Genomic DNA, 21,525 nt, shown 5'->3' on the forward strand with positions numbered 1-21,525 from the left:
TTGCGTGACGTGGTGGCGCAGGCGGGGGTCAGCCTGCCGCGCGCGCGGCCATGAACGCGGCAATCCGGGTCAGCCCCTCGCGGATGTCGGCGGTGCTGGCGGCATAGGAAAAGCGCAGTGTGCGGTGCCCGCGCACCGGGTCGAAATCCAGCCCCGGCGTGACCGCGACCCCGGCGCCATCGAGGATCTCGGCAGCCAGCGCGCGGCTGTCGTCAGTCAGATGCGCCACGTCGGCATAGATGTAGAAGGCACCATCCGGCGGCGCGAGGCGGGTAAAGCCGGCGCGCGGCAGCCCGTCCAGCAGCAGGCGGCGATTCTCGGCATAGGCGGCGCGATACCCTTCGGCTTGCGCGCGCCCCTGCAAAGCGCCAAGCGCCGCGACCTGCGCGGCATGCGGGGCACAGATGAACATGTTCTGTGCCAGCCGTTCGACACTGCGCACGTGATCCTGCGGCACGACCATCCAGCCGATCCGCCAGCCCGTCATGCAGAAATACTTGGAGAACGAGTTGATCACGTAGACCTCGTCGGTCAGTTCCAGCGCACTGGTCGCGCGGCCCTCGAAATGCAGCCCGTGATAGATCTCGTCCGAGATGAAGGCGGTGCCTTGCGCATCGCAGGCGTCGATCAGCGCCGACAGCCCGGCACGGTCCAGGATCGTGCCGGTCGGATTGGCGGGCGAAGCGAAGATCAGCCCGTCCAGTCCCGCTGGCAGATCGCCCGGAGCCATCCTGTGGCCTGCCTCGGCATGGGTCGGCACCCCCACCGGCAAGAGGTCGAGCGCCTTGAGGATCTGCCGATACGACGGATAGCCGGGCTCTGACACGCCGACGCGCGCGCCAGTGTCGAACAACGCGGTGAAGGCCAGAAGGAACGCACCTGACGATCCGGCGGTCACGATCACGCGCTCCGGGTCCAGATCGACGCCGTACCAGTCGTCGTAAAGCCGCGCGATCCCGGCCCGCAGCTCGGGCAGTCCCAGCGCCACGGTATACCCCAGCGACCGGGTCGGCAGCGCCGCCGCCAGCGCCGCGTGCGCGGTGTCCGGCGCTGGGGTGCCGGGCTGGCCGATTTCCATGTGCACGATCTGGCGGCCCGCCGCCTCGGCGCGCGCAGCGGCTTGGGCCACGTCCATCACGATAAAGGGATCGACGGCGCTGCGCCTTGATGTTTTCATGCATATCTCCGACACGTTGTTCAGTCCGTTCGCATCCCGCGCAGCCGAGGTCAATGCCAGCCACAGCCCTCCTTCGCACCGCCCGCATTGCCCGGGCCGCCCTTCTGGCCGCCGGGTGCGTGGCGCTGTCGGCGGTCGCCGCGACGGCGCAGGGCCTTCTGCGCGATGCCGGGATCGAGCACGGGCTGGACCGGCTGGCCCGCCCGATCCTGACAGCGGCCGGCCTGCCCGCCAACCGGACCCGCGTGCTGGTGGTGAACGACACGCAGATGAATGCATTCGTGGTGGACAGCCGGACGATCTTCGTCACTGCCGGGCTGATCATGCGGCTGGAGAACGCGGCCGAACTTCAGGCCGTCATCGCCCACGAAGCCGCGCATATCGCCAACGGGCATTTCGCCCGGCGCGGGCTGAACGCGCAATACGCCCGCAACGCCGCACTCGTCGGGCTCGCGGCCGGTGTCGCGGCCGGTGCTGCCTCGGGCAATCCCGGGGCCGGAGTGGGCATCGCGCTTGGCACGCAATCCTCGGCGATGCGAAACTTCCTGAGCCACACCCGCGAAGAAGAGGCCGCCGCAGACAAGTCCGGAATGCGGTATCTCGCCATCGCCGGGGTGGACCCGTTCGCACTGCGCGGCGTGCTGCAGAATTTCGCAGGACAGGAAACGCTCACGCCGGGCCGCCGCGACCCGTATGCCCAGTCCCACCCGCTGAGCCGCGAACGCCTGCGCTCGGTGGATCTGACGGCCGCGCAACTGACCCCGCCCGACCGGGACCGCGCCGACGAAATCTACTGGTTCGACCGCCTGAAGGCCAAGCTGTCGTCCTACCTGCGCACCCCCGCCTACACGATGCAGCGCTATGGTCGCACGGATACGTCCGACGCCGCCGTGGTCGCGCGGGCGATGGCGCATCACAAGTCGTCCGACCTGCCCGCCGCGCGCGCCGAACTGGCCACCCTGCTCGAGCGCCACCCGGAAGACGCGTACCTGCACGAGCTGCTGGGCTGGATGGAACTGGAATGGGGCAACGTGGACCGCGCCATCGACGCCTATGCCCGCGCTGCCGAGCTGGACCCGCGCGAGGCGCTGATCCAGGCGGGTTATGGCCGGGCGCTGCTGGCGCGCGGCACCGCGCAGGACGACGCCCGCGCGCTGGACGTGCTGTCCGCCGCCCGCGCGCGCGATCCCTATGACGGGAACATGCTGCGCGACCTGTCGATCGCCCACGCCAAGGCGGGCGAGAACGGGCTCGCCTCGCTGGCGACGGCGGAACGCTATGCCCTGCAGGGCAAGCTCGAGGATGCCGGGGTTCTGGCGGCGCGGGCGGCGGGCACGTTGCCCGTCGGCTCTCCCGCATGGTCCCGCGCCCAGGACCTGATCCGCGCCGCAGACATGACCAAACGGAGATGACACCATGACCCCGACACGTACCCTCGCCGCCGCCTCGCTTGCGCTGGCCGCCTTGGCCGCCCCTTCGCAGGCCTTCGACATCGACGCCATGAGCGATGCCGAACGCAGCGCCTTCCGCTCGGAGATCCGCTCCTACCTGCTGGACAACCCGGAAGTGCTGATGGAAGCGATCGGCGTGCTGGAAGCCCGCGAGGCCGAAGCGCAGGCCACGGCCGATGCCGACCTCGTCAGCAGCCTCGGCGACGAGATCTTCCGCGATGGGCGATCCTGGGTCGGCGGCAACCCGGACGGAGACATCACGCTGGTGGAGTTCATGGACTACCGCTGCGGCTATTGCCGCCGCGCCTTTCCCGAGGTCGAGCAACTTCTGGAAACCGACGGCAACATTCGCCTAGTAGTCAAGGAGTTCCCGATCCTGGGCGAGGAATCCCTGCTCGCCTCACGCTTCGCCATCTCGGCACGGCTGATCGCGGGAGACGATGCCTACAAGGCCGTTCATGACGCGCTCATCACGCAGCGCGCGTCGGTGACGACCGCCAGCCTTTCGAAGCTCGCCGACGATCTCGACCTCGACGGCGACGCGATCCTTGCAGGCATGGAGGCCCCCCTTGTGACCGAGGAAATCCGCGCCAACCACGACCTCGCGCGCAAGCTGGACATCAACGGCACGCCCAGCTTCATCCTCGAGGACGAGATGCTGCGCGGCTACGTTCCGCTGGCCCGTATGCAGGAGCTCGTCGCGCAAGTCCGCGCCGACGACTAGGTCCGGCGCGCGCGGGGTGGAGGCAACGGCTGCCCTGGCCCGCGCGGCGCCCCATCGTGGGCTCAGTCCAATATGCGTTTGGCCGCGCTTTCGACGAGCCCGGTATCAACCCGCTGACAAAGCGGGCAAGCTGACCGATGTGCGTGATCAATCGTGTGGCTCGGCTTTGATACTTTTTTGGGTAGCCAAGACATAGTCGATCTTGAGGATCGGTGTTTGATCTTACACCGGTCCGACACCGGTCAGGTTGGCCCAAAGCACCCTGCGAATGCGGCTGCGGATAAAAAAAGCTGTGAAATCCGAAACATGGCCACGAAGCTGCGCACGATCCGCCATCTCGCAAATGTAGCCCAACCGGGCTTTAATATACCCATCGACCCATCGACCCATCGACCCATCGACCCATCGACCCATCGACCCATCGACCCATCGACCCATCGACCCATCGACCCATCGACCCATCGACCCGGCCGACACCAAGACGGAATACGCGTCAAGAAGCGTCCATTTGTACCGCCTGTTGTCCACGAAGACGTCGCACCCAAAATATTCCTGGAAGATCCGGTTCGTGTTCACCTGCCATGGTTGAGAAGTTCGCCGCCAAGTGCGCCGATCACGACCCGCTTCGTCCCTATGAGGGCGGATAGCCACACCAACATACCCTCTGCACACAAGGCGTCTGAGTTCTCTAGACGCGCAAAGATCGACACCGATCACGGCAACTGTTGCGATGTCCATCAAGTCAACACGCACGTTCACGAGGATAGCGCGATTTCCAATCGAACGTCGTACCTTGCAAGCCGAAACGAAAGGGCTTTTCTGCCCAGCCGGGGCGCGGGCGGTTACTCCGCCGCTTCCGGCGCCGCTGCCGCTGCGTCGATCTCGGCGGCTTTCTTCTCAACCTGCTCGACGATGTGGTCGATCATCTGGTCGTTGCTCAGTTTGTGGCTCTGCTTGCCTGCAAGATAGACCATGCCGGACCCGGCGCCGCCGCCGGTAAAGCCCACATCGGTCATCAGCGCCTCGCCCGGCCCGTTCACGACGCAGCCGATGATGCTGAGGCTCATGGGCGTCTTGATGTGCTCCAGACGCTTTTCCAGCGCCTCGACCGTCTTGATCACGTCGAAACCCTGCCGTGCGCAGGACGGGCACGAGATGATGTTCACGCCGCGATGGCGCAAGCCCAGCGACTTGAGGATCTCGTAACCGACCTTCACCTCTTCCACCGGGTCGGCGGACAGCGAAACGCGGATCGTGTCGCCGATGCCCATCCACAGAAGGTTGCCCAGCCCGATGGCCGACTTGATTGTGCCGGACATGAGACCGCCCGCCTCGGTGATGCCAAGATGGATCGGCGCATCGGTCGCTTCGGCAAGGCTCTGGTAGGCAGCGGCGGCCAGGAACACGTCTGACGCCTTCACGCTGATCTTGAACTCGTGGAAGTCGTTGTCCTGCAGGATGCGAATATGGTCGAGCCCCGACTCTACCATCGCCTCCGGGCAGGGCTCGCCGTATTTTTCCAGCAGGTCGCGCTCCAGAGATCCGGCGTTGACCCCGATGCGGATCGAACAGCCGTGATCGCGGGCCGCCGCGATCACCTCGCGCACGCGCTTCTCGTCGCCGATATTTCCGGGGTTGATGCGCAGGCAGGCGGCGCCCGCCTCGGCCGCCTCGATCGCGCGGCGATAGTGGAAATGGATGTCCGCCACGATCGGCACCGGGCTTTCCCGCACGATATCGCGCAGCGCGCGCGTGGCCGCCTCGTCAGGCGTCGACACGCGAACGATGTCGGCGCCCGCTTCGGCGCAGGCCTGGATCTGTGCCACGGTCGCCGCGACATCGGAGCTGTCGGTATTGGTCATCGTCTGCACGCTGATCGGCGCATCGCCGCCGACCGGCACCGACCCGACCATGATCTGCCGCGACTTGCGGCGGTCGATGTTGCGCCACGGGCGGATGGGATTGTGCGACATGGGACTGTCCCCGATTGACTGCGTTTGCCCAGACAATAGGCGCGCCCGGCCCCCATCGCAACGGGCGGGCGGACACGATCGCGCGGCGATGGCGCGTCTATTCGTCTTGCGCGGGCTGTTCCAGCGGATTGTCCGGCGCGATCACCAGTTCCGCCATGCGCGCAAGTTCCGGATCGGCCTCGAGGTCCGCGATGACATAGGCCTGCGAAAGCGCTTCGGCCGACAATTCGACGTTCTTGGCGACCGACGTGCCGGGGCCTGCCGGGCCGTAGGTCTCGCCATTGACGGCGAAATAGACCGATCCCGAATTGCCCGCGCGCAGCGTCGGCGCAACTTCGCTGTCGGGCAGCACGAACCGCTCGCCCTCCTCAAGGATCTTCTCCAGCAGGACGGTGCCGTCGGCGGCGCGCACCCGCACCCAGGCCGGACGGCGGGCGAACAGCACCACTTCGGGCGGGGGTGCCTGTACCACCTGCACTTCGGGCGCCGCAGGTGCCTCGGGTTCCGCGCGCACCGGCGGCGGGGCAAGCTCGGGGTCGGGCGGCAGGGCGGCGGCGGCATAGACCCCCTGCCCGGCCGGGTCGAGCGTGGCGATGGGCCCGTCGCGCGGCACCAGCACGGGCGTGTCCAGCGCCTGCGGGCGATACAGCCGTTCCATCGCTGCGGGTGTCGGCGCGGTGTTGTCGATGCCAAGCCCGGCTGTGTCGAACACCTCGGTCTCGGGGGCGGCCCCACTGAGCGGTGTTTCCACAGGTGCCAGCGTGACGCGCTGGATCTCCTGGATCACCGACCAGCCGCCATAGCCCAGCACGCCTGCCAGCCCCGCCAACACCAGAACCGACCCGATCGCGCCGGCCTGCAACTGATGGAACGGCCCCTGAGTCGGCGCTGTACTGATCGGGCTGCGCGCCAGCATCGCCGCGCTCGGGTCGGACTTGCGCGGTCCCGCCGCACGGGTCGCGCGCCCGGCACCGGGCTTGCGGGTATAGACCTGCGCCTCCAGCCCGCCGACATGGGAAAAGCCGCTTTGCGCGCAGAACCGCTGGTACACCCAGTCCGGGTTCATCCCGAGATAGCGCGCATAAGACCGTACATAGCCGGGGATGAAGCCGGGCGTTTCGAACACGGACAGGTCCGCATCTTCGATCCCGGCAAGATATTCGGCCTTGATCTTGATGTCGCGCTGAACGTCAAGAAGGGACTTGCCCTTGGTCGCACGCTCGCCGCGCATGAGATCACCCAGCGTCAACTCGTAATCGTCGAAGCTCTTGATCCTGGTGTCACGCGATTGCGTGGGCCCCTCGGAGTGCCCGTTCATGCGACATGTCCCATGTCTACTGCCCTATGCCCCTGCATCCGCGCGATTCGTGCAGCACGGTTTGCTTAATGCCATACTAGCACAGCAACGGAAATGGCGCACCTGCCTTGCGAGCGCGCTATCGCATAACGCGAGTTCAGGCAACCCGCCGCGCGGCGCAAGGTTAGCTTCCGGGCAACAGAGGGATCAGGCCGACAGGCTTTGTCTGGCAAGCGCGCATTGCGACCACAACGCGTCCAGCGCCTTGACCAGCCGGTCCATGTCCTGCGGCGTGTGCACCGGCGACGGGGTGAAGCGAAGCCGTTCGGTACCGCGCGGCACGGTGGGAAAGTTGATCGGCTGGACATAGATGCCGTTGTCGCGCAGCAGCCGGTCCGAAATCATCTTGCACTTCACAGGGTCGCCCACCGGCACAGGCACGATATGGCTTCCGTGGTCGATCAACGGCAGGCCGATCCCCTTCAGCCGTAGCTTCAGCACGCGGGCCTGTTCCTGGTGGCGCCGGCGCAGCGCGTCGTCGCCCTTCAGATGGCGGATCGATGCCGCCGCACCCGCCGCGATCGCGGGCGGTATGGAGGTCGTGAAGATGAAGCCCGGCGCGTAGGAGCGGATCGCGTCAACCATGCGCTCGGACGCGGCGATGTAGCCGCCCATCACGCCATAGGCCTTGCCCAGCGTGCCGTTGATGATGTCGATCCTATGTGCCAGCCCGTCGCGTTCGCTCACGCCGCCGCCGCGCTGGCCGTACAGCCCGACCGCGTGCACCTCGTCGATATAAGTCAGCGCGCCGAATTTCTCGGCAAGATCGCAGATCTGTTCGATGGGGCCGAAGTCGCCGTCCATCGAATAGACCGATTCAAAGGCGACCAGCTTCGGCGCCGCCGGGTCGAGCCCTTCGAGGATCTCGCGCAGGTGGGCCACGTCATTGTGACGGAAGATATGCTTCTCGCAGCGCCCGTGCTTGATCCCCTCGATCATCGAGGCATGGTTCAACTCGTCCGAGATGATGATCAGGCCGGGAAACAGCCGCGGCAGAGTGCTCAGCGTCGCATCATTGGCGATGTAGGCCGAGGTGAAGACAAGCGCGTCTTCCTTGCCGTGAAGGTCGGCCAGTTCTGCCTCAAGCCGCCGGTGATACACCGTCGTGCCGGAAATGTTGCGCGTGCCCCCCGACCCCGCGCCGGTGGCGTCCAGCGCCTCGTGCATCGCGGACAGCACGACCGGGTGCTGCCCCATCCCCAGATAGTCGTTGCCGCACCATACCGTGATCGGCTGCTCCGCGCCGTCCGGACGGGTCCAGTTGGCATGGGGGAACTGGCCGTTGCGCCGCTCGATGTCGATGAAAGTGCGATAGCGGCCTTCATCGTGAAGGCGGCCGATCGCTGCGTCGAGCTGGGCATCGTAGTCCAAGGTCAGTCCTCCTGCGGTGCCGGTCGCGTCGGCGGCACGGTCGTCCTCTTCGGGCGCGTCCAAAAAAACGTCTCGCATGCGTGACACAGAATACTTCCCCTGCGCAATATCGACGAACGGCTACAAAATGCCGCTTGCCGCAAGAGCCGCCTTCCATGCCGCCGCGTCCGGCCGCCACGGGGCTTTCGCCCTGCCCGCGGCATGGATACGGTGCTTCGTGTGATACTAGGAGTGCACATGACCCTTGCCAGAGTTCTTTCGGCTATCGACGACGATCTTGATGCGGCGCTTGGCCGCCTCTGCGATCTTCTCGCGATCCCGTCCATTTCCACCGATCCCGCCCATGCCGACGACTGCGCGCGCGCGGCCGACTGGCTGGTGGCCGATCTCGCTGCGCTCGGTTTCGAGGCGCGGGCCTGCCCGACGCCCGGTCACCCGATGGTCGTGGCCCATGGCGGCAGCGGCGACGGCCCTCATGTGCTGTTCTACGGCCACTACGACGTGCAGCCGGTGGACCCGCTGGAGCTGTGGAACCGCCCGCCGTTCGAACCAGCGCTGGAGGACACGCCCAAGGGCCGGGTGATCCGCGCGCGCGGCGCGTCCGACGACAAGGGCCAGCTGATGACCTTCATAGAGGCGTGCCGCGCCTGGACCGCCGTGAACGGCTCCCTGCCCGGCCGCATCACGATCTTCCTCGAAGGCGAAGAGGAAAGCGGCTCCCCCTCGCTCGTGCCGTTTCTGAAGGACAACACCGAGACACTGAAGGCCGACATCGCGCTGATCTGCGACACCGGGCTATTCGCTGACAGGGTGCCGGGCATCGTGACCCAGTTGCGCGGTTTGGTGGGCGAACAGGTTACCATCCACGGCCCCGACAAGGACCTTCATTCGGGCATGTTCGGCGGCATCGCCATGAACCCCGCGCGGGTGCTGGCGCGGCTGCTGGCCGGGCTGCACGACGATACCGGGCGCGTGACGCTGCCGTGCTTCTACGATGGCGTGCCGCCGCTGCCGGACGATCTGCGCGCGCAGTGGGACGGGCTGAACTTCGACGCGACCGCCTTCCTGCACGAAGTCGGCCTGTCCGTGCCAGCGGGCGAGCACGGCAAGACCCCGCTGGAGATGATCTGGTCGCAGCCAACCTGCGAGATCAACGGCATGTGGTCGGGCTATACCGGGGCGGGGTTCAAGACCGTGCTGCCCGCGCAGGCCCACGCCAAGGTCAGCTTCCGTCTGGTCGGGCAACAGGACCCGCTGGCGATCCGCGACGCGTTCCGCGCCTACGTCAGGGGCAACCTGCCGGCCGACTGCACCGCCGAGTTTCACGACCACGGCGCCTCTCCTGCCAGCCAGATGGCGACGGACCATCCCGCCTTCGAACGGGCCCGCGGCGCGCTCAGCGACGAATGGCCGGCCGAGGCGGCCTTCGTCGGCTCGGGCGGGTCGATCCCGGTGGCGGGTTACTTCAAGTCGATCCTCGACATGGATTCGATGCTGATCGGCTTCGCCAAGGACGACGACGCGCTGCATTCCCCGAACGAGAAGTACGACGTTGAAAGCTTCCACAAGGGCATGCGCAGCTGGGCGCGCATCCTAGCCGCGCTGAACCCGTCCTGACCGCCGCACACGAAAAGACCCGGCTCCTGACGGGGCCGGGTCTTTCGGGCGCAAGTGGCGCGGTTGACGGGGCTCGAACCCGCGACCCCCGGCGTGACAGGCCGGTACTCTAACCAACTGAGCTACAACCGCGCAGCGCCTTGCGTTCGGGCGGGATAGTTTGCCGCGCCGGGAGCGTCAAGCGCCTTTCGCACGAGGCGCGCGATTTTCTTGCCGCCCGCCGCAGTGCCCGGACCGCATGAACACAATGCCGCAACGGCATGGGAACGCGGTGTTTTCAACTGAAATGGAAGGGTTTCTGGCAGCGGTGGCGCGGTTGACGGGGCTCGAACCCGCGACCCCCGGCGTGACAGGCCGGTACTCTAACCAACTGAGCTACAACCGCCCGCTGCGTGCCGAATGAACGACGTGCAGGCGTCATATTCAGCCCCCGGCGGCGCGTCAAGCGATCTTGGCACGGGCGGACCGAAAACTTCGCAAAGACCGGCGCAATGGCGCTTTGCGCTCAAAGCGGATCCGGCAAGACGGTAAATGGTGGGTGATGAGAGACTCGAACTCCCGACATCTTCGGTGTAAACGAAGCGCTCTACCAACTGAGCTAATCACCCGCGTGCGGGGGTCTAGCCAAAGCCGCGCCGCATCGCAAGAGCGTTGTCACAGCGTCGTACTTTGCAAGCCGCATTGCCGCCACACTCCGCCCTCATGCGCGTCAGACAGGACAGCGAAAGCACGGTTGCCGGCCCCCATAAAGATCAGCGCTCGCAACGATCGAAAAGGAAGAATGGTGGGTGATAAGAGATTCGAACTCCTGACATCTTCGATGTGAACGAAGCGCTCTACCACTGAGCTAATCACCCGTGCGGCGGTTCCTAGCGTCCCTTCCCCGCGCCTGCAAGCGGGTTTTGCACCCGCGCGGCGCGGAAATTCCGCCTCCCGGCTCCAAGCCCGGCCGCACGTCCGCCGCCTCAGGCGCGCAACCCCTCGATGACCGGCTGCCGCAGCACCAGCGCGGCCGGCAGCAGCGACAGCGCCAGCCCGGCGGACACGAAAGCGGCAATGAACTGGATCTCGGTCCAGCCCAACCCCGCCGCCACCGCGACACCTGTCCGCGATGTCACCGCCGCCGACAGAAGCTGCGCCGCGCCCAGCCCGGTCAGCAGCCCTCCCGCCGCCCCCGCCAGCAGCAGCACAGCGCTGAACGACCAGATCACCGCGAACACGAAGCGGCGCGGCGCGCCCAGCGCCCGCAGCAGCGCGATCTGCCGCCGGAACAGCCGCGACAGGATGAACAGCCCCAACAGCACGCTGGCCGCCACCAGCCCCTGCGTGACCAGCGCCATCAGCGACATCGCCTGCCGCACGTCGCCCATGACCCGGTAAAGCCCCGCAAGCACCGAGCCCGGGAAAAACGCCATCGTCTCGCCATCGCGGGTGAACTCCGACCGCAGGCCATAGCTCGCGCCCAGCGATGCCGCGCGCAGCACGACCGCCGGGGTGCCGGGAAAATACGCCGCGTCGAACGGTGGGCCGATCTGCCCGGCCCGCTCCGGCGCGTGCCCGTTCGCCAGACCGTGCACCTCCCAGACGGCCTCCACGGGCACAAGGATGGCGCGATCCCAAGGCGTGCCGGTCGGCGCCATCCGCCCGACCACGGCGCTCTCGTGCCCATCATGTCCGTCCGGCTCGGCGGCATCGCCGGTGCCGTGTGACGGTGCGAAGCGTCCTCCGATCTCCAGCGGCACCAACGCGCCGACAACGGCCTCCTCGGCCGTGCGCCACAGCCGCCCCTCGATCCGTTCGTCCGACAGGTGGCGGACGAAATCGGCCGTCGTGCCGACGATGGACGCGGCGCCGAAACTGTCACCGAACGCCAGCGGCGCGGCCAGCGTGACCGACGGATGCGCCGCGATCGCGGAATAGGTGTCGCCCGACAGCAGCCCCATGTCACTGGGCTGCAGGAACACGGCGGCGAACATCGCGGTCAACTCGCTGCCCGGCGCGGCGACGATCAGGTCGAACTTGTCGGCCGCCTGCGCCGTGCCCTGCCGCAGGCCCCGTTCCTGCGCAAGAAGCCCGATGCCCATGCCCACCGACAGCGCGATCAGGAGCACGAAAAGCACCGACGGACCGCGAAACCGCCACAGGATCGCCCGCACCAGTGGCCACGGTGCGAAGCCGCGCAGCACGCCCGCGCCCAGCAGCACACCCGGCAGCAGCAGCGCCAACGTCACCGCGATGTCCTGTGCCAGCACCGGCAGGCTGTCCCACAGCGCGATCATGCGGCCTGCGCCCCTGTGACGGGCGCGCCATCGGCCAGGGTCAGCACCCGGTCCATGCGCGCGATCAGCCGCTCGTCATGGCTGACGGCGACCAGGGTGGTGCCCGCCGCGCGCGCCATGCCGGTCAGGTCGGCGATCAGCCGATCGGCGGCAGCCCGATCGAGGCTGGCGGTCGGCTCGTCGGCCAGCAGCACAGGCGCACCGGCAGCCAGCGCCCGGGCGATGGCGACGCGCTGCCTTTCCCCGCCCGAATAGCTCGCGACGCTGCGCGCGGTGTCAGAAAGCCCGAGGCCGACCAGCCGCGCGGCTGCGCGCGCGCGTAGCCCTGCCCTTTCCGCGCGCGGGCGGAACAGCGCGGGCAGCGCGGCATTGTCCTGCGCGCTCAACTCGTCGAACAGCAGGAAATCCTGGAAGATCATGCCGATCTGGTCGGCGCGGAACCGCGCGCGGCCCTCGGCGTCAAGACGGCTCAGGTCGGTGTCGCCCCAGCGCACCGTGCCCTCCGCCACCGCCGAAAGCCCGGCCAGCGCGTGCAGCAGCGTGGACTTGCCCGCACCGGACGGCCCGCGCACGCCCAGCAGCGTGCCGCCCGGCAGTTCCAGCGACGGCAGCGACAGCAGCACCCGGCCGCGCGGGCTGCGCACGGTCAACCCGGACACCCGCAGCGCCAGCCCCCCGGACGGCCCCGCTTCCCGGTCAGCGCAGCCTTCGGTGTCAGCCATATCGCGCCTCGGTCAGCCTGACGAGGCTGACGAAGCCGGTGTCCGGATCGCGGTACTCGCCCAGTTCCAGCACACCCGAGGTGACGATCTTCACGTTGAACGGGATCACGTCCACCACCCGCTTGGTATAGACGGCAAGGATATCGTCGGGCCATTCGGCGGCGGTTTCGCAGAAGGGGCAGACAGCCATCGGCATCTTGGTAAGCACGAAGAAGCGGCTTTCGGCCTTCAACGGCGGGGCCATGAACCCCTCGACCTCGATCCGGCGGCCGACATTCGCCTCGGCGAACTCGGACATGCCGCGCCCCTTGCGCTGGTAAAGCTCGCGCAGCTTGATCGGCTGTTCGGCGGCGGTCAGGATCGTGGGCGCGGCCAGCGCGCCAAGCAGGGCGGAACGGCGGGTCAGCATGGGCGAACCTTTCGCGTGTCTTCGGTGTCTGCATCGCATGGCCAGCATCGCATGTCGCGTGCGGGTCGGCCTGTGCGGCACGGGATCGCGGGCCTTCGCGCTGCGCAGCCCGGCATGCGGGCCGACGCGCGTGGGTCGGCACGCGCGGGTGCGGGGCCCAGGCGTACCGGGCCCCGTTGGCTCAAAAGGCGGTCACTCGGCGTTCACGGCGTGATGCATGACGTGGAAGATCACGTTCTGCTCGATCGTGCCGTCGAACAGGTGCGCCCAGGGGCCCTTTGCGTAAACGGCCACGTCTTCGCCCGAATGGGTTTCCGACGACTTGGGGATCAGCGCCTGCTGCACGTAGTCGAGATCGGTGGCATCGTCCTGCGTCACATCCGGGCGCGCGCCCGAATAGGTGCCGTCTTCCTGCTCCACCAGTACCGAGCCGGTGCCGTTCAGGTAACCGATCACGGTGTAGGGCTTGCCGTCATCGGCCAGCACCAACTCGTCGCTGTGCTTGTCGCCGATCTGTGCGATGTCGTAGCAAAGACCCAGGATCGGCGTGCCGCGGCCGCAATAGCCGTTGAACGCGATGGCGTGCTCGTGGTCGGCGGTGACGATGATCAGCGTGTCCGCGTCGTCGGTCAGCTCGTCGGCCATGGCCACCGCTTCGGCGAAGGCGACGCCGTCGCGCATCACCCGTGCGGCATTGCCCGCATGGTTGGCGTGATCGACCCGGCCCGCCTCGATCTCGAGGTAGTAGCCGTTCTCGTTCTGGCTCAGGTACTCGATCGCGGCGCGGGTCATGTCGGCCAGCGACGGCTCGTCATCCTCGGCACGGTCAGCTTCGTATTCCATGTGGCTGTCGTTGAACAGGCCGAGAACCGGGGTTTCGCCGTCCAGCGCCAGCTCGCCGAAGGTCGCGGTATTCCAAGCGTATTGCGCGCCAAGGCCCTGCGCCATCTCGATCAGGTTGGTGCCGTCAGCGCGGCGGCCGTTGCCGCCCTCGTCGGTCTGCACGCCCTGCGGCACGAAGTGACGGCGTCCGCCGCCCATCGCCAAATCGATGACACCGGCCTGCATCTGGTCGACCAGCTGGGCCGCGATGTCCTTCTGCGCAGTGCAGTCATCGGGAACCGCGTCTTCCCAGTTGCGGTTGGCGGTCTTGGCATAGACGCCGGCCGGTGTCGCGTGGGTGATCCGCGCGGTCGAGATCACGCCGACCGACTTTTCCATGCCGGTGACGATCTCGGCGAAAGTTGTCAGCTCGTTGCCCGCCACGGTGGAGCAATCGTCATGGATCGCGTCGCCGCCCAGGTTGATCAGGTTGAACCGCTGCTTCACGCCGGTGTTCATCGCGCCCGCGGTCGGGGCCGAGTCGGGCGTCTGCGCGTTGATGTTGTAGGTCTTGACCAGCGCCGAGTGGAAGTCCGGCGTCTCGTAGGGCATAACGTGCTCTTCGCCCAGCTTCCCTTCCTGCTGGCCCGCGAACATGCGCACGGCATAGTTGGTACCTACGCCGTTGCCGTCCGATACCAGAAGGATCACGTTCTTGGCGCGGTTGGTGTTGTCCTGGCGGTCGATCAGGGCCTGGATGGCCTCCTGCCCCGCGGCGAACCACGGGCTGCCGGCCTGCGGCAGATCCTGCGCATGCGCGGCTGTGGCGGCGCACAGCGCGATCGCGGAAATCTTGAGTTGCAGTTTCAAGGGACGGTCCTCCGTTGCGTGCATCGGCGCGGGCACCTGCCGCGCTTGGGCGCTGCAAACCGCATGAATGTAACAAGAGCGTGACCGACCGGGACAAATCGTACATCGGGCCGCGTTGCCGCAACGGAACCGCGACCCTACCCCTGGCCGCGCCCCGCACGCTCCATGTCCGCCGCCATGTCCTCGGCCAGCGCGCGCAACGCGGCGGGGGCGGTCCGGCGGTGCGCCTCGATCCGCAGGGCGGTCAGATCGGCCTGATAGCGGCGCGCCAGCCGCGCCACATCGGCGCCGGGCGGGATCTCTCCGGCGTCGCGCGCCCGCGCGAAGGCCGCCGCGAACTCGGCCTGCATCGCATCAAGACATGCCCGCGCCCGCGCGGCGATCGCCGGTGTGTCGGGTGTCACGTCGATCAGGGTCTTGACCAGCATGCAGGCGCGGCAGCCCTCGCCCTCTCCGGCGCTGTCCGCGAAGCCGCGCAGATAGGCGGCCAGCCCGGCCAGCGGTGTCGGCGCATCCGCGATCCGGGCGCGCAAAGCGGCGCGGCCACGGTCGAAATACCGGTCCAGCGTCGCAAGATACAGCGCCTCCTTGCTGGTGAACGCGGCATAGATGCTGCCGGGCTTCATCTGCAGGGCGGCCTCGAGGTCCCTGAGGGACGTGGCGTGATAGCCCTTTTCCCAGAACAGCGTCAGCGCCGCGTCCAGCGCGGTGTCGCGGTCATAAGGTTTCGCGCGGCGCCGCGCACCGCCACGCGACGGCACGCCGCCGCGGCCTGCCGGGACATCGGGGGCACGGGAAGGATCGTCGGATCGGGTCATGCTTTCTCCAGACTAGGCGGCCCGCACGGCGCAGTCCCGGCAAAAGCGGCCCGGCGGCAACGCCGGGCGGGCCGCCGCCACGTTCAGCGCCCGGAAACCGGGGTCCAGGCGAATTTCTGCATCGGCGCGTCCACCGGCGTGTCCGCCACGTGGTTGGTGTAGTTGCTCATCACCTTCTGCGACAGCCCCAGGATCACCTCAAGAACGTGCCTGTCGGAATAGCCCGCGTCGAAGAAGGCCTGCATCTCGGCCTCGCTGACATGGCCACGTCCGCGCAGCATGGCCAGGGTGAAGCTGCGCAGCACCTCCAGCTTTTCGGTCGGCAGCGGGGTCTCGTCGCGCAGCGCGTCGGTGATGGCGTCGTCCACCTTCATCATCTTCGCAATGCCGGTATGGGCGGGCACGCAGTAGTGGCAGGCGTGCTCCACGTTGATCGTCTGCCAGACGACGGTCTTTTCCTCGGCGTCGAAGGCGGTGCTTTCGGCGAACAGGCGATGCAGCACCTGATATCCTTCCAGCAGCGCAGGCGAGGCGGACATCACGGCGTGCAGTCCGGGCAGACGGCCGAACGCCTTCTGCGAGGCCGCGATCAACGGCTGCGACTCCGCGGGGGCGGTATCTGCGTCAAGCTTGGGGAAATGCTTCATGGCACGGTCCTTTCGGGGCGGGGTCAAAGGTTGTCCGCACCCAATTGCTTATTTTGAGCGATCACTCAAATCACCCTTGAGTGATCGCTCAAATCTGACTGCCCTGTTCCCGCCTTATCGCCCGGGCCACGCCTCGCCCGTTCAGGGCGCCTGAACCGATTGTAGAAATACCAGAAGGTCGGCCACCGGCACGCTTGTCATCATCGGCTGACCGCTGGGCAACTCGAACACCGCGCGCCCGTCGCTATCGAGGAACGGGCCGAACACCGGCATATCGCCACCATGCGCCAGCAGGGGCGCGCGCCCGTCGATCTGCCGCGCCACAGCCTCCAGCGGAAACGCCCCGCCATTGCGCGCCGACAGCCCGGTCAGGTCCGGCGTGTCGATGGCGATGATCTCGGCCATCGGGCCGGTGCCACGCGCATCGGCCCCGTGGCACTGCGCGCAATGGGTCACGAACAGCGCCTGCCCGCTCTGCGGATCTGGCGCCTGCGCACCCGCCAGCCCTGCCGCCATGCCGCACGCCGCCAGCGCCAGCGCGGCAGGCGCGACTCTCATCGGTCCCGTCATTGTCTTTCCCTCCGTTCCGCCTTGCAGGCTCAGACTAGCACGCGGCGCGCGGCGGTTCATCATCGCGCCGCTCAGGTGGCGAAACTGGACTCGATGGTCACCCCGTGCTGCGCCACGTAGTCCTGCATCTCGAGCGCATCGTTGTCCTCGGCGAAGAAGCAGCGCCCGGTCCTGTGCTTGATGTCGTCGCCCGTGCACATCACGCCCCACCAGGGATCGATCACGATGGACCCGCCGTCCCAGCCATTGCCGAACAGCACGAACGCGTGGTCATGCGGCGGGCGGCAGCTCACGTAATGCACGGACCCGTATCCCTTGCCCTGCGCATGCTCGTGCAGATAGCCATAAACGACCGCCGCGTTTTCGCCGCAATTGCCCGCACGACAGACGCGCGCCCGTTCTGCCAGTTCCAGATAAAATTCGTGAGGGGTCGTCGCCCCGGTCGGTCGCTCCTTCATCCCGTCCGGGTATTCCAGCTTCCACACGCCCGGCTTCTTCACCCAGCGCACACCGTCCTGCTGCCACCCGCCGGGATGCTTGACCCAGCGGTGTCCTGTATGGCGCGAACGGTCCACCGCGACCCCGGCCCAGCCGCCGGTCTTCTTCATGTTGTCCGCCTGATTGTTGGCCCCGATGACCAGCGTGTATTTCGCGTGGGCATAGGCCGCCTTGGCCATCTCATATGCCGACATGGGCTTTTCTCCACCGTGGATTGAATCGCGGCCAGCATAGACACGCGCCAACCCGACGCACGGTCCGGACCACCCGACCTTCAGGGCGTCGTTGGCTCACAAAGCCGTGACGCGGCGTGACCGGGCATCCGGTCTAGGCTGGTGGCGCCAGATCCGGACCAGCTCCGGACCAGACCAAGCGGAGATGCCCATGCGCCCTGTCCTTCTCGCCGCGCTCGTTGCGCTCGCCCTGCCCGTGCTTCCGGCCCTTCCCGCCGCTCAGGACGCCTACCCGGCTCCGGCACCGCGCGACGGCTGGGCAGTGCATGACAGCGCACTCGATTTCGACACGCTTGTCGCCGCCGTGAAGACCGAGGCCGCCACGCAGCAGCTTGGCGTCGTGACCGAGGCCGGGCCGACTGGCATGGCCGCATCTCGCGGCATCGACATCCCCGGCAACCGAGTGATCGGCCTGTTCAACAACGATTACGCGGTGCGTGTCCTTGGCCTGTCCACCGCCGCGATGATCGAGGCACCGGTGCGGATGTATGTCACCGAAGATCCCGACGGCAGCGCGACGCTGTCCTACAAGACGCCCAGCCAAGTGTTTGCCCCATACCTCGACGAAGCCGGGCCGGACCTTGCCGCCGCGGCGGCCGAGCTTGACGCGAAATTCGACGCGGTGGCACGGGCGGCGATCCAGTGAGAGCGGCACCGAAAGCGGCTGCCCGCACGCAGGAACCGGCGGCTCGGGTCATATGGGACTCATATGCGATTCATACGCGAATCCTATGGCGGTTTGCGCTGCCTTTGGCATTGGCACTGGCCTCGGCCGGACCTGTGGCGGCGCAGGATACCGACCTCGAACTGGTGCTTCTGGCCGATGCCTCCGGCTCCATCGACGCGGGCGAGATCGCGTTCCAGCGCAGCGGCTATGCCGAGGCGATCACCGACCCCGAAGTGCTTGAAACGATTATGCAAACCGCATACGGGTCGATCGCGGTCACTTATGTGGAATGGGCCGCGAACCAGGCAGTCGTGGTGCCGTGGCGCGTGATCGACGGCCCTGACAGCGCCGCCGCCTTCGCCGCCGAACTGACCTCGGCGGGCCGCGCCGCGTTCGGCCGCAATGCCATCGGCGACGCCCTTCTGTTCGGAAAATCCCTGATCGAAAACAATGCTTTGGATGGCTGGCGCAAGGTTATCGACTTCTCCGGCGACAGCGCCAACAGCTATGGCGGCGCCCCCGTTTCGACCGCCCGCGACGCCGTGGTCGGTGCCGGGATCACGATCAACGGCCTGCCCATCCTGTGTCGCGACTGCCGCTCGGGCCAGGCGGGCTACGGCGATCTCGAAGCGCAGTACCGCGACCGGATCATCGGCGGGGTTGGTGCGTTCGTGGTCACCGCCGACAGCCGCGACAGTTTCGCCGACGCCGTCAAGCGCAAGCTGATCCTTGAAATATCAGGACAAATGCCTGTGCGCGACGTGGCCGACGCACCCGTAGCGGCCCCGCGCGCCGTCCACTTCGCGCCCTAGCGCTGCAAGCTTTGCAGGTAGCGCGCCATCAGCACCAGTCGTTCGGGGGCAGGCGTCTGCACCCCCGGCGCGGTTTCCACCAGCACCTGTCGATCTTCCAGAAGGTAGGCGCCGAATTCCGGCATGGTTCCGCCGCGGCTGTAGCCGTCGATCTGACTCATGACCTCCACCAGCGGGAAGCTACCACCGTTGCGCGCCGACAGAGTCGTCAGATCCGGCGGCTGCACCGCCAACCCCTGCGCAGCCGGTCCGTTGCCGCGCGCATCCGCGCCGTGGCAGGCCGCGCAATGGTCCGCAAAGTCCTGCCGCGCGACCTGCGGGCCGGTGACAGGCGCCTGGCACGCCGCCACCCCCAATACGATGGCCAGACTCGCCCCGCCGGCGATTGCCCGAATTCCTGCTGCGCCCATGGCGACCTCCTGCCCGTGTGCGGCCTGTTTTCCGGCCGGTCGTTGCTGTGCCTCCAGCACAGCTTAACACGCGGGGCGCGCCGCACAATCGCCGAGACGGCAGGCCGCAGCGCGTGACGCGATCAGGCCGGAACCAGCCGCCCGTCCTGTAGCCGCAACTGGCGATCCATCCGCGCGGCAAGGTCGGGATTGTGCGTCGCCACAAGCGCCGCAAGGCCAGTCTCGCGCGCGAGCGCGACCATGACGGAGAACACCTGTTCCGCCGTCGCCGGATCGAGATTGCCTGTCGGTTCATCCGCCAGCAGCAGGCGCGGCCCGTTCGCGAGCGCGCGGCAGAAGGCGACGCGCTGCTGCTCGCCGCCCGACAGCGTGGCAGGGCGGTGCCCGGCACGGGCCGACAGGCCGACCCGGTCCAGAAGTTCACCCGCGCGCAGCCGCGCCGCGGCCATCGGCTGGCCAGCGGCCAGTTGCGGCAGCACCACGTTTTCCAGCGCGCTGAACTCGGGAAGAAGGTGATGAAACTGATAGACGAAACCGACCGTGTCGCGCCGCACCGCCGTACGCGCAGCCTCAGCCCGCCCCGCCATGTCCTGCCCGGCAATTCGCACCGTGCCCGCGTCGGGCCGGTCCAGCAAGCCCGCGATGTGGAGCAGCGTGGACTTGCCCGCACCCGATGGCGCCACAAGCGCCACCAGCGCGCCCGGCGCAAGCGAGAGATCCGCGCTACGCAGCACCGCGACCTCGCCCGGCGTGCCGGGATTGTAGCGGCGCACCACGCCTTCAAGGCTCAGCACGGCCTCAGGCATCGCGCAGCGCCTCCACCGGGTTGAGCCGCGCCGCCCGCCGCGCCGGAAAGATCGTCACCACGCAGGACAGCGCAAGAGACAGCGCCACCGCTGTCAGAACGTCTCCCGCGCGCAATTCGGCCGGGAGGTAATAGATGCCGCGAATGACCGGATCCCAGACCCCGCCGCCCGACACGCCGTTCACCAGCGCGAAGATCGCGTCGATATTCAGCGCGAAAAGGCAGCCCAGCACCACACCCGCCGCGGTACCGATAACGCCGACCGAAGTGCCGCAGATGAAGAACACGCGCATCACCGATCCCTCGCTCAGTCCGATGGTGCGCAGAATGCCGATATCGGCCTGCTTGTTCTTCACCAGCATGATAAGGCCGGACACGATGTTCATGGTGGCGATCAGTACGAGCACGGACAGGATCACGAACATAACGTTGTCCTCGACTTCAAGCGCGCGCAGGAAAGCGCCGGACCGGTCCTGCCAGGTCTGGAACGCGCCGCCGGGACCGGCTGCCTGCCACAGGCGCGGCATCACTCGCTCCAGCGCCTCGGGGTCGTCCAGAAGCAGTTCGATCTCGTCGGCGACGCCGTCGCGGTTGAAATAGGCCTGCGCCTCGGTGAAGGGCATGTAGATGCGGGTCGCGTCGATGTCATAGCGCCCGGCCGAAAAGATATAGGCGACCTCGTACACCCCGACGCGGGGCGAGGTGCCGAAGGGCGTGCGTGCCCCATCGGGCGAAACCAGACGCAGGCTGTCACCGACCGCAAGGCCCAACTGGCGCGCGATGCCCGCGCCTACGGCGATGCCGTCACCGTAGCGGGCGAAATCACCGATGCCGGTCTCCGGGTCCACGATGCGCGGCAGCGCGGCCACGTCCGCCGCAGCCATGCCGACGACCATGACTCCGGCATTCCGCCCACCGAAACCCGCCAGCACCTGCCCGCGCACCACAGGGGCGACATGGGTCACACCCGGTACGGCGCGCAGTGCGTCGGCACGGGCGGTGTAGTCGGCGATGGTGTTGGTGCTGTTGCCCGCCTCGTCCAGCCGCGTGAAGCTGTAATAGGTCACATGGGCATTTGCCCCGAGGATCGTGTCCACGAATTCCGTCCGGAAGCCCGACCGCACGGCCAGCGTGGCGATCAATGCGAACACCGCCAGCGCGATGCCGATGAGCGAGATCCATGTCATGGCGCTGACGCCGCCTTCGGCCCGGGTGGCACGCAGGTAGCGCCAGGCGATCAGCCATTCATGGGCGGCGAACGGGCGGGGCGACGGCACGGGCAGGCTCCTTATC

At 67.5% G+C, this 21,525-nt stretch carries 20 protein-coding genes and 4 tRNA genes; 5 read left to right on the plus strand and 19 right to left on the minus strand.

Annotated features, from left to right (window positions below; all coding sequences use genetic code 11):
• Window positions 1-28: 28 nt before the first annotated feature.
• Window positions 29-1,177, minus strand: a complete 1,149-nt coding sequence (locus tag DKT77_RS04960; protein WP_109810679.1) for a pyridoxal phosphate-dependent aminotransferase — start codon at window positions 1,175-1,177, stop codon at window positions 29-31.
• Between the two features lie 53 nt (window positions 1,178-1,230).
• Between DKT77_RS04960 and DKT77_RS04965 the strand changes: the two genes are divergently transcribed.
• Together DKT77_RS04965 and DKT77_RS04970 are read left to right on the plus strand one after the other, a co-directional pair.
• Window positions 1,231-2,589: a M48 family metalloprotease gene (locus DKT77_RS04965; RefSeq protein ID WP_109810625.1), complete on the plus strand. Its 1,359-nt coding sequence runs from the start codon at window positions 1,231-1,233 to the stop codon at window positions 2,587-2,589.
• Between the two features lie 4 nt (window positions 2,590-2,593).
• Complete coding sequence (locus DKT77_RS04970; RefSeq protein ID WP_109810626.1) at window positions 2,594-3,352, plus strand: DsbA family protein; 759 nt, start codon at window positions 2,594-2,596, stop codon at window positions 3,350-3,352.
• A gap of 842 nt (window positions 3,353-4,194) precedes the next feature.
• Here DKT77_RS04970 and ispG read toward each other — a convergent pair.
• The 3 genes from ispG to hemA form a co-directional block, all read right to left on the minus strand.
• Window positions 4,195-5,325 (minus strand): flavodoxin-dependent (E)-4-hydroxy-3-methylbut-2-enyl-diphosphate synthase, encoded by a 1,131-nt coding sequence (ispG, locus tag DKT77_RS04980; protein WP_109810628.1) that lies wholly within the window; start codon window positions 5,323-5,325, stop codon window positions 4,195-4,197.
• A 97-nt stretch (window positions 5,326-5,422) separates the two neighbouring features.
• Window positions 5,423-6,643, minus strand: a complete 1,221-nt coding sequence (locus DKT77_RS04985) for a helix-turn-helix domain-containing protein (protein ID WP_109810629.1) — start codon at window positions 6,641-6,643, stop codon at window positions 5,423-5,425.
• 186 nt (window positions 6,644-6,829) lie between these two features.
• Window positions 6,830-8,053 (minus strand): 5-aminolevulinate synthase, encoded by a 1,224-nt coding sequence (hemA, locus tag DKT77_RS04990; protein ID WP_109810680.1) that lies wholly within the window; start codon window positions 8,051-8,053, stop codon window positions 6,830-6,832.
• Window positions 8,054-8,290: 237 nt separating this feature from the next.
• On the opposite strand from hemA, the gene DKT77_RS04995 reads away from it, so the two are divergent.
• Window positions 8,291-9,670 carry a M20/M25/M40 family metallo-hydrolase gene (locus tag DKT77_RS04995; RefSeq protein WP_109810630.1) on the plus strand — a complete coding sequence of 460 codons (1,380 nt, stop codon included), beginning with the start codon at window positions 8,291-8,293 and terminating at the stop codon, window positions 9,668-9,670.
• A 55-nt stretch (window positions 9,671-9,725) separates the two neighbouring features.
• On the opposite strand, the gene DKT77_RS05000 is transcribed toward DKT77_RS04995, so the two are convergent.
• The 12 genes from DKT77_RS05000 to DKT77_RS05055 form a co-directional block, all read right to left on the minus strand.
• Window positions 9,726-9,802 (minus strand) — tRNA-Asp (locus tag DKT77_RS05000).
• A 176-nt stretch (window positions 9,803-9,978) separates the two neighbouring features.
• Window positions 9,979-10,055 (minus strand) — tRNA-Asp (locus tag DKT77_RS05005).
• 147 nt (window positions 10,056-10,202) lie between these two features.
• Window positions 10,203-10,278: transfer RNA gene (locus DKT77_RS05010), tRNA-Val, on the minus strand.
• 174 nt (window positions 10,279-10,452) lie between these two features.
• A tRNA-Val gene (locus DKT77_RS05015) sits at window positions 10,453-10,527 on the minus strand.
• A 108-nt stretch (window positions 10,528-10,635) separates the two neighbouring features.
• The gene (locus DKT77_RS05020; protein WP_109810631.1) at window positions 10,636-11,949 is read right to left on the minus strand and encodes an FtsX-like permease family protein; all 1,314 of its coding nucleotides are present in this window, start codon (window positions 11,947-11,949) and stop codon (window positions 10,636-10,638) included.
• Window positions 11,946-12,671 (minus strand): ABC transporter ATP-binding protein, encoded by a 726-nt coding sequence (locus DKT77_RS05025; RefSeq protein WP_109810632.1) that lies wholly within the window; start codon window positions 12,669-12,671, stop codon window positions 11,946-11,948. Before DKT77_RS05025 ends, DKT77_RS05020 begins: the two co-directional genes overlap by 4 nt.
• Complete coding sequence (locus DKT77_RS05030) at window positions 12,664-13,080, minus strand: hypothetical protein (protein WP_109810633.1); 417 nt, start codon at window positions 13,078-13,080, stop codon at window positions 12,664-12,666. The genes DKT77_RS05025 and DKT77_RS05030 overlap by 8 nt, the downstream gene beginning before the upstream one ends.
• 192 nt (window positions 13,081-13,272) lie before the next feature.
• On the minus strand, window positions 13,273-14,772 hold the full coding sequence (locus DKT77_RS05035) for an alkaline phosphatase (RefSeq protein WP_109810634.1): 1,500 nt from the start codon (window positions 14,770-14,772) through the stop codon (window positions 13,273-13,275).
• Between the two features lie 137 nt (window positions 14,773-14,909).
• Window positions 14,910-15,590 carry a TetR/AcrR family transcriptional regulator gene (locus DKT77_RS05040; RefSeq protein ID WP_109810635.1) on the minus strand — a complete coding sequence of 227 codons (681 nt, stop codon included), beginning with the start codon at window positions 15,588-15,590 and terminating at the stop codon, window positions 14,910-14,912.
• A gap of 83 nt (window positions 15,591-15,673) precedes the next feature.
• Window positions 15,674-16,237: a carboxymuconolactone decarboxylase family protein gene (locus tag DKT77_RS05045; RefSeq protein ID WP_109810636.1), complete on the minus strand. Its 564-nt coding sequence runs from the start codon at window positions 16,235-16,237 to the stop codon at window positions 15,674-15,676.
• A 141-nt stretch (window positions 16,238-16,378) separates the two neighbouring features.
• On the minus strand, window positions 16,379-16,795 hold the full coding sequence (locus tag DKT77_RS05050; RefSeq protein WP_109810681.1) for a c-type cytochrome: 417 nt from the start codon (window positions 16,793-16,795) through the stop codon (window positions 16,379-16,381).
• A gap of 83 nt (window positions 16,796-16,878) precedes the next feature.
• A complete protein-coding gene (locus tag DKT77_RS05055; RefSeq protein WP_109810637.1) occupies window positions 16,879-17,499 on the minus strand; it encodes a hypothetical protein in 621 nt (206 codons plus the stop codon).
• 190 nt (window positions 17,500-17,689) lie between these two features.
• Between DKT77_RS05055 and DKT77_RS05060 the strand changes: the two genes are divergently transcribed.
• Window positions 17,690-18,184, plus strand: a complete 495-nt coding sequence (locus tag DKT77_RS05060) for a DUF302 domain-containing protein (RefSeq protein WP_420798293.1) — start codon at window positions 17,690-17,692, stop codon at window positions 18,182-18,184.
• 104 nt (window positions 18,185-18,288) lie between these two features.
• Complete coding sequence (locus DKT77_RS05065; protein WP_238547697.1) at window positions 18,289-19,017, plus strand: DUF1194 domain-containing protein; 729 nt, start codon at window positions 18,289-18,291, stop codon at window positions 19,015-19,017.
• Here DKT77_RS05065 and DKT77_RS05070 read toward each other — a convergent pair.
• From DKT77_RS05070 to DKT77_RS05080, 3 genes are all read right to left on the minus strand, one after another.
• The gene (locus tag DKT77_RS05070; protein ID WP_109810639.1) at window positions 19,014-19,427 is read right to left on the minus strand and encodes a c-type cytochrome; all 414 of its coding nucleotides are present in this window, start codon (window positions 19,425-19,427) and stop codon (window positions 19,014-19,016) included. The two genes, DKT77_RS05065 and DKT77_RS05070, sit on opposite strands and share 4 nt — an antisense overlap.
• 122 nt (window positions 19,428-19,549) lie before the next feature.
• Window positions 19,550-20,233, minus strand: coding sequence for an ABC transporter ATP-binding protein (locus DKT77_RS05075; RefSeq protein ID WP_109810640.1), 684 nt, complete (start codon window positions 20,231-20,233; stop codon window positions 19,550-19,552).
• Window positions 20,226-21,509: an ABC transporter permease gene (locus tag DKT77_RS05080; protein ID WP_238547698.1), complete on the minus strand. Its 1,284-nt coding sequence runs from the start codon at window positions 21,507-21,509 to the stop codon at window positions 20,226-20,228. The genes DKT77_RS05075 and DKT77_RS05080 overlap by 8 nt, the downstream gene beginning before the upstream one ends.
• Window positions 21,510-21,525 lie beyond the last annotated feature (16 nt).

Source organism: Meridianimarinicoccus roseus, from assembly GCF_003172915.1.
Lineage (GTDB): Bacteria > Pseudomonadota > Alphaproteobacteria > Rhodobacterales > Rhodobacteraceae > Meridianimarinicoccus > Meridianimarinicoccus roseus.